The organism is Arthrobacter pascens (genome assembly GCF_017052465.1).
Classification (GTDB): Bacteria; Actinomycetota; Actinomycetes; order Actinomycetales; family Micrococcaceae; genus Arthrobacter; species Arthrobacter pascens.
This window is the reverse complement of sequence record NZ_JAFHKT010000126.1, coordinates 98826-106460: the sequence shown is the minus strand read 5'-3', so window position 1 is coordinate 106460 and position 7635 is coordinate 98826. Positions and strand designations below refer to the sequence as shown.

The 7635-nt window shown below is 64.4% G+C and carries 9 protein-coding genes; 5 read left to right on the top strand and 4 right to left on the bottom strand.

Going from position 1 to position 7635, the window contains the following annotated elements; genetic code table 11:
- The 3 genes from JYA52_RS07965 to JYA52_RS07955 all read left to right on the top strand — a co-directional run.
- Positions 1–753 (top strand): lipoyl synthase (locus JYA52_RS07965; RefSeq protein WP_205652660.1); only part of this gene is annotated, 753 nt, incomplete at its 5' end.
- A gap of 88 nt (positions 754–841) precedes the next feature.
- Complete coding sequence (locus JYA52_RS07960; RefSeq protein WP_205652659.1) at positions 842–1591, top strand: DUF4191 domain-containing protein; 750 nt, start codon at positions 842–844, stop codon at positions 1589–1591.
- 144 nt (positions 1592–1735) lie between these two features.
- Positions 1736–2122 carry a DUF3817 domain-containing protein gene (locus JYA52_RS07955; RefSeq protein ID WP_372433763.1) on the top strand — a complete coding sequence of 129 codons (387 nt, stop codon included), beginning with the start codon at positions 1736–1738 and terminating at the stop codon, positions 2120–2122.
- A 17-nt stretch (positions 2123–2139) separates the two neighbouring features.
- Here the strand turns inward: JYA52_RS07955 and JYA52_RS07950 are convergent, their stop codons facing one another.
- Positions 2140–2577 (bottom strand): RDD family protein, encoded by a 438-nt coding sequence (locus JYA52_RS07950; protein ID WP_205652658.1) that lies wholly within the window; start codon positions 2575–2577, stop codon positions 2140–2142.
- Between the two features lie 300 nt (positions 2578–2877).
- Between JYA52_RS07950 and glnA the strand changes: the two genes are divergently transcribed.
- Positions 2878–4302, top strand: coding sequence for a type I glutamate--ammonia ligase (glnA, locus tag JYA52_RS07945; RefSeq protein ID WP_205652657.1), 1425 nt, complete (start codon positions 2878–2880; stop codon positions 4300–4302).
- A 181-nt stretch (positions 4303–4483) separates the two neighbouring features.
- A complete protein-coding gene (locus JYA52_RS07940) occupies positions 4484–5950 on the top strand; it encodes an AAA family ATPase (RefSeq protein ID WP_205652656.1) in 1467 nt (488 codons plus the stop codon).
- Positions 5951–5979: 29 nt separating this feature from the next.
- On the opposite strand, the gene JYA52_RS07935 is transcribed toward JYA52_RS07940, so the two are convergent.
- The 3 genes from JYA52_RS07935 to JYA52_RS07925 all read right to left on the bottom strand — a co-directional run bounded on the left by JYA52_RS07935 (position 5980) and on the right by JYA52_RS07925 (position 7632).
- Positions 5980–6528 carry a hypothetical protein gene (locus JYA52_RS07935; RefSeq protein ID WP_205652655.1) on the bottom strand — a complete coding sequence of 183 codons (549 nt, stop codon included), beginning with the start codon at positions 6526–6528 and terminating at the stop codon, positions 5980–5982.
- 138 nt (positions 6529–6666) lie between these two features.
- On the bottom strand, positions 6667–7182 hold the full coding sequence (locus JYA52_RS07930; protein ID WP_205652654.1) for a GNAT family N-acetyltransferase: 516 nt from the start codon (positions 7180–7182) through the stop codon (positions 6667–6669).
- A 21-nt stretch (positions 7183–7203) separates the two neighbouring features.
- Positions 7204–7632 (bottom strand): VOC family protein, encoded by a 429-nt coding sequence (locus JYA52_RS07925; RefSeq protein WP_205652653.1) that lies wholly within the window; start codon positions 7630–7632, stop codon positions 7204–7206.
- Positions 7633–7635: the final 3 nt, after the last annotated feature.

Genomic DNA, 7635 nt, shown 5'->3' with positions numbered 1-7635 from the left:
GACTTCTGCCAGATCGACACCGGCAAGCCCTCCCCTGTCGACATGTTCGAGCCCACCAAGGTGGCCCGTTCGGTGCAGGCGATGCAGCTGCGCTACGCCACCGTGACCGGCGTGGCCCGTGACGACCTCGAAGACGAAGGCGTCTGGCTGTACGCGGAGACCGTCCGCAAGATCCACGAGCTCAACCCGGGCACCGGCGTCGAGCTCCTCATTCCCGACTTTTCCGGCAAGCCCGAACACATCGCCGCGATCTGCGACTCCAAGCCCGAGGTCTTCGCCCACAACGTCGAAACCGTGCCGCGCATCTTCAAGCGGATCCGTCCGGCCTTCCGCTACGAGCGGTCCCTGGACGTCATCACGCAGGGCCGCAAGCTGGGCATGGTCACCAAGTCCAACCTGATCCTGGGCATGGGTGAGACCCGCGAAGAGATCTCAGAGGCCCTGCGGGACCTGCACGACGCCGGCTGCGACCTGATCACCATCACCCAGTACCTGCGCCCCTCCGAACGGCACCTTCCGGTGGACCGCTGGGTCAAGCCGCAGGAATTTGTCGACCTCGCCACCGAGGCCGAGGAAATCGGTTTCCTCGGCGTCATGAGCGGTCCGCTGGTGCGCTCCTCGTACCGTGCCGGCCGGCTCTGGGCCACCGCGATGCGCAAGAAGGGCTGGGAAATCCCTGCCGAGCTGGCGCACATCGAGAGCTCGGGAAGCACCCGCCAGGAAGCCAGCTCGCTGCTGGCGGCGCACTCCTAGCACGTCTGTCTGTCTGAGCCAAAGGGCCGGATGCCGGGTCGTCCGGCCGTCCGGCCCTTTGTCGTAAATCACGTAGAATTAAGGCACTATGGCGAAATCCCCTGATTCCAGCAACAACACTCCGTCAGCTGACGCCCCCAAGCGTGGGCTCTTCTCGCGCAAGCCCAAGGCAGCAAAGGTCAAGAAGCCAAGCCGGCTGAAGCAGATCGGCGAAGTCTTCAACATGACCCGCCGCCACGACCCCATGGTTCCGTGGCTCATGCTGCTGGCCTTCCTGGGCGTCGTAGCCGTCAGCCTCATCGTTGGCTTGTTGCTGGAGAACTGGATCACCGGCCTGATCATCGGCATCCCGCTGGGCTTCCTCGCGGCCACGTTCATCCTGTCCCGCCGCGCCGAACGTGCGGCGTTCGCCCAGATTGAGAACCAGCCCGGCGCCTCCGGGGCTGCCCTCAGCACGCTCAAGCGCGGCTGGATCACCGAGGAGCAGCCGGTGGCGGTCAACCCGCGCACCCAGGACGCCGTGTTCCGCGCCATCGGCCGTCCCGGCGTCGTGCTTGTCAGCGAGGGCCCCACGCACCGCGTGAAGCCGCTGCTGGATGCCGAGCGCAAGAAGCTCGCCCGGATCCTGCCCAACGTGACCATCCACGTCATCGAGAGCGGCAAGGGCGAAGGCCAGACCCCCATCAGCCAGGTTGCGAAGAAGATGAACAAGCTGAACAAGGAGCTCACCAAGATCGAGGTGAGTGCCGTTTCCAAGCGCATCTCGTCACTCGGCAACCGGCTCCCCATCCCCAAGGGCATCGACCCTTACAAGGCCCGCCCCCAGCGCGGACGCTAAACTTCCTGATCCGCCCCGGCGGCCGGACTTCCCTCCGGCTGCCGGGGCGATTTCATGTGTGTCCCGCCCCACTAAACGCCACTCGCTGAATACGACTTTGCCGAACCACGATTTGCCGAACCACGACATGATGCCGGAGACCCTGTGAAAATACCGTCAAGAAGCACCGTCATTGGCATCTTTCGGATGCTCGCCCTCGCCGAGGCCCTGAGCTGGGCAGCACTGCTGACTGGCATGTACTTCAAGTGGATCGCCAAGACCTCCGAGCTTGGCGTGGAAATCGCCGGGCCGATCCACGGGGCCCTGTTCATCGCCTACGGCGTCACGGCCCTGGCCCTGTGGCGCCTGCAGCGCTGGCCGTTCCTGGCGGCGCTGTTCGCCGGCCTCTCTGCCGTGCTGCCCTTCGCCACGGTGCTGTTTGAACGCTGGGCGGGAAACCGCGGCTACCTGAGCGCAGCAGGCACGACGGCGGAAGGAACGGCAGAGCGGACCATCCGGGAGCCAGCCCAGGAAGAAACCGCCGACGCCTAGCGGCATCCGCCCCGGCTTTACCTGCGGATCAGGACGGTCTTCATGGCCTTGTCATGAAGACCCCGCTGGTCCGGGTCAAAGATCACGGCGGGAATCACCAGGCACAGCAGCAGGGTGCGGACCAAGGCCGCGATCGGGCCTGCAGGGCCACCGCCAAGCCTGATCACGTGGATGCCCACGGCGCGGTGGCCAATGCTGTAGCCGAGGGTGCCAATCAGCAGGGCCTGTTCCGCGGCGAATACGGCGAGCGTGGCCCAGGAGTCGCCCGAAAAAAGGAAGTTGCTGATCAGCAGGGCCAGCGTCCAGTCGATGATGATCGCCACGATCCGCCGCCCGGCCCGCGCGATGGACCCCGGACCCGATTCCGGCAGGCCCAGGCGTTCCCCCGGGTACTTCGAAATGCCGGAGGTGTCCGGCCCGGTCAGCCAGGAGCCAATGTCTCTGCGATCTACCACCGTCCAAGTTTACCGGGTTTACTGGACCGACCAGCAGGCGCGGACCGCTCAGAGTATGGATGCGGATGGACCACAGTGTGGACACCGTATAGCGTTTACATATCAGGGGGTTATGTAACCTGCCGGAAACAAAGCTGACACGGACGGGAAACCCCTTGTCCCTAGGGTGGTAACAGTTGCTAGCGAGCTGCCGGCGGGGGCACTTTTTTGTGTTTTCGCGCTGTCAGACTGCGCCGGCCCACGATTGCGCTGGACCACATTGGCTTCCAGCCAGTTAATACATATGCGTAAGGAGCATAGATGTTCAAGACTGCGGACGAAGTCCTCAAGTTCATCAAAGACGAAGATATCAAGTTCGTCGATATCCGCTTCACTGACCTTCCTGGCGTGCAGCAGCACTTCAACGTGCCGGCCAAGAGCGTGGACGCTGATTTCTTCGTCAATGGCCAGCTCTTCGACGGATCTTCCATCCGTGGCTTCCAGGGCATTGCCGAGTCGGACATGCAGCTCATCCCGGATGTCACCACCGCGTTCCTGGACACGTTCCGCATGGAGAAGACCCTTGCACTGAACTTCTCCATCGTGAACCCCCGCACCGGCGACCCTTACCACCGCGACCCCCGCGGCGTGGCCGAGAAGGCTGAGGCCTACCTCGCCTCCACCGGCATCGCAGACACCGCCTTCTTCGCTCCCGAAGCCGAATTCTTCGTCTTCGACAACGTCCAGTACCAGTCCTCCCCGCAGGGCAGCTTCTACAAGATCGATTCCGAAGAAGCACACTGGAACACCGGCCGCGAAGAAGAAGGCGGAAACCTGGGCTACAAGACCCCCGTCAAGGGCGGCTACTTCCCGGTTTCCCCGACGGACAAGCAGGCAGACCTGCGCGACGCCATGTGTGTCGCCCTGGACGAAGCCGGCCTTGAGGTCGAGCGCAGCCACCACGAAGTCGGCTCCGCCGGCCAGGCTGAGATCAACTACAAGTTCACCACGCTGACCCACGCGGCCGATGACCTGCAGAAGTTCAAGTACGTCATCAAGAACACCGCTGACGCCTGGGGCAAGTCGGTCACCTTCATGCCGAAGCCGGTCTTCGGCGACAACGGCTCGGGCATGCACTGCCACCAGTCGCTGTGGAACGGCGGCGAGCCGCTGTTCTATGACGAAAAGGGCTACGCCGGCCTGTCCGACACGGCCCGCTGGTACATCGGCGGCCTGCTGAAGCACTCCTCGGCTGTGCTCGCGTTCACCAACCCGACGGTGAACTCCTACCGCCGCCTGGTCAAGGGCTTCGAGGCTCCGGTCAACATGGTTTACTCGCAGGGCAACCGCTCCGCCGGTATCCGTATCCCGATCACGGGTTCCAACCCGAAGGCCAAGCGAATCGAGTTCCGCGCTCCGGACCCCTCCTCCAACCCGTACCTGGCGTTCGCTGCCCAGCTGATGGCCGGCATTGACGGAATCCGCAACCGCATTGAGCCGCCGGCACCGATCGACAAGGACCTCTACGAGCTCCCCGCCGAGGAAGCCAAGGACATCCCCAAGGCTCCGGGCACGCTCGAGGAAGCCCTGGAGGCGCTCCGCGAGGACAACGAATTCCTGCAGGCCGGGGGCGTGTTCACCCAGGACCTGATCGACACCTGGATCGAGTACAAGTACGAGAACGAGATCCGCCCGCTGTCGCTGCGCCCGAACCCGTACGAGTTCGAGCTCTACTACGGCGTCTAGCCACATCACAGGACTAAACCGGGTTTAGTCCGCAGAGAGTCCGCACGAGCTGCCAGCACTTCCGCAACGGCAGCTCGTGCGGACTCTTCTTTGTCTGGCCACATACGCCCGGACGTGTCCAGTGTGGTGAGGGGCAACGTGTCCCGCCGGCTTCTGTGTCCGTTGCTGGTAGGGTCTGCGCATGGATGAAAACTTGGGGAAGTTCATCGACGATTTTGCCCAGCTGGTCCAGCTTGCGCAGTCCGGCCAGCACCGGGTGCAGGCAGGAACGCAGCTGCTGACCACTCTCACTGAACACCTGGGGGTGCCCGCGGAAACGCTGTCCGTGGTGGTGGAGGAGATACCCCCGCACCGGTTCGTGGATGCTGACATCCTGATGGCCGAACTTGCGGCCGAGAGCGGGGACGTCCGGCTAGTGGGCATTGGCGGCGGGGACCAGCGCCACCACCAGTCACTGAGCGATATGCTTCAACAGTCCCAGTTCTTCCCGCAGTTCCCACTGTCGCAGCCCGACTATAAGAACCTGGCCGTCGGGCCCGATGATCAGCGCCAGGTCGTGGCCATGGGCCTGTGGCTTTTCGGACACGGAGGCCGTCCAGTGGCCGTGTGCCAGCGGGAGGCGAATCCGCGGTTTGGGCGGCAGACGGCTTCCCTCGAGGTCCTCGCAGGAGATACCGGCAGTGCGGCGGAGTTCCTCTCCGAGTTTCGCCGGAGAATGCAGCACCGGAGCGTCCTGAAGGGCCAGATCATCTCGCTGGTTATGGGCGAGTACGGTCCCAGCGCCGCAGGCGTCACCTTCCATGCCCGGCCTTCCCTGGCGGCGTCCGAAGTGATTCTGCCCGAAGGGTTGCTGCAGAAGGTGTCGGGCCATGCGCTGGGCATCGCCGAACACCGAGAGTCGCTCAGCCACTACGGGCAGCACCTCAAGCGGGGCATCCTTCTCTACGGCAAGCCGGGGACGGGCAAAACCCATACTGTGCGATATCTGCTGAGCCAGAGTGCAGGAACCACCGCCATACTCCTGTCGGGCGGGTCGCTTGCCAGAATCTCAGAGGCCGCCACCATGGCCCGAGCGCTCCAGCCCTCCATCGTCGTTCTTGAAGACTGTGACCTGATTGCCGAGGACCGGAGCTTCGGACACGGACCGCAACCGCTGCTGTTCGAAGTGCTGGATGCCATGGACGGCCTCGACAAGGATGCAGACGTGGCCTTCGTCCTCACCACCAACCGCGTGGACATGCTGGAACGTGCCCTGGCGCAACGTCCGGGTCGGGTTGATCTGGCCGTCGAGATCCCGCTCCCGGCATTGAGGGAGCGCATCAGCCTCGTGAAACTCTACGCCCGCGGGATTCCCTTCAGCAGCGGCGCTGTTGAAGGTGCGGCATCCCGCACAGAAGGGACCACCGCCTCGTTTGCCCGCGAACTCGTCCGGCGGGCCGTGGTTGCTGCCGCCTTGGAAGGAGTTTCCGTCGATGATAGGCACCTCAGCACCGCTGTCGACGTACTGATGGACGACGGCGAGGCCCTTACCCGGAGCCTGCTGGGCAGCGGCGCGGGAGCCGGCTTCGAGAATCCAGGCTTCGGCGGTTTTGGTGCGCCAGGCTTCCCTGGACCCGGGTTCCCCGGGCCAGGCTTCCCACGTGCTTAGCGGCGCGCGCAGGCAGGCCACACGGCCGGTCACATTCCCCGGCAGGGCTCCTCCGCATACCGTCCCCAGAGCGAGTCGGAGCCGTTGCCGCCAAAGGATTCCCGGTCTGCCCACAGCGCTCGGCACAGGATGAGTGATTCCGCGAAACTTTGCCGCATGTAGGCCTCCCAGTCTGCGCGTTCAGAGGTGAAGGCCTGCATTCCCATCTGATATTTCAGGTGCGCGAAGTGATCAAGGATCCGGTGCGCCGTGGCTTCGGCCCTGGCGGCCAGTTGCTGTGCCTGCAGTTTTCCCGCAGCATTGTGGGCAGCCGCCGGGTCAGGGAGTTCCTGCCGACGCCAGAAGTATGGCTGAAGGTCGACATTGTCCACGAAGATCCTGTCGATCTCCTGCTGCTGGGCGTACAGGGAGGCCGCCGTGCTGCTTTCCAACGTGCTTCGGATGCCGACGTACTGGTAGGCCGCCGCGATGAGGGTGGCGGCCACACCGGCCCCGATGAGCAGCAACTCGGCCCGTCGTCGCTTCCTGGCTTGGCTGCTCTTCGCCAGTGCCCGGGCGTGGTCACCCTCCAGTTCCATTTCGCTGCTCCATGGTGGTCACACTGCGGAAGAGCACTGCCAAGACACAGCGTAAGCACCCGCCTTGACCAGCGCAACGGTCCAGCGCAACGGTCCACAGCTGCTGCTGTCCACAGCAGATTCATGCGGCAACGGGAGTCAGAACGCGGCGTACATGGTGCGCTGCGGACCGGAGTCACCGCCGAGGTACTGCCCGCGGTCCTCGAAGCCGGCCTTGCGGTAGGCGGCCAGGCCGTATCCGTTGCGTTCGTTGACGGAAAGTACGACGCCGGCCTGGCCGCCGCCGCGTCGCGCCGTGAGTTTGGCGGCGGTCGCCACAGCCGCCGCCGCGGCGGCCGGGCCGAGTCCCCTGCCTTGCCGCCGGCGGTCAATGAGGAAGCCGCGGAGCAGCCACACCGAGTCATCGTCCGGCCAGCCCGCCAGCGTGGCGGCGCCGGACTGGAGCGTCAGCACGCCGACGGCTTCGCCGTTTTCTTCGATGACGTAGGGCATCCGCGACTGTTCTTCGAGCCCGGTCAGCATCATCCGCAGCGGATCACCTACGAAGTCGTCCTGGCCGGTTCCCAGTTCCATCCGGGCCACCTCGCCCAGGTGTATGGCCTGTGCGTCCTCGTCGAGGTCCTTAAGGGAGATCAGCCATACGTGGGGAGGCATTTCCGGACGCTCTGGCGCTCTTCACGCTCCGGGCGTCGCCGCCGATTCGGCCTGCGGGCCCGCCGGGTCCATCCACATGACCTCCCAGAGGTGCCCGTCGGGGTCCTGGAAGCTTTGGCTGTACATGAAGCCGTAGTCCTGGGCCGGCTGGGACTCCGTGCCGCCGGCCGCGATGGCCTTGTTGTACATGTCGTCAACGCCGTCGCGGCTGTCGGCGGAGAAGGCCATGATCACTTCGCTGCTGCCTTTGGCATCGGCGACCTCCTTGGAGGTAAAGGTCTTGAAGAAGCCCTCCACCAGGAGCATCACGTAGGCGTCGTCATTGATGATCATGCAGGTGGCGTTCTCGTCGGTGTAGTCCGGGTTGAACTTGAACCCCAGCGCGGTGAAGAAGTCCACCGCTTTGTCGAGGTCCTTGACGGGGAGGTTTACGAAGATTTGGGTAGCCATGGG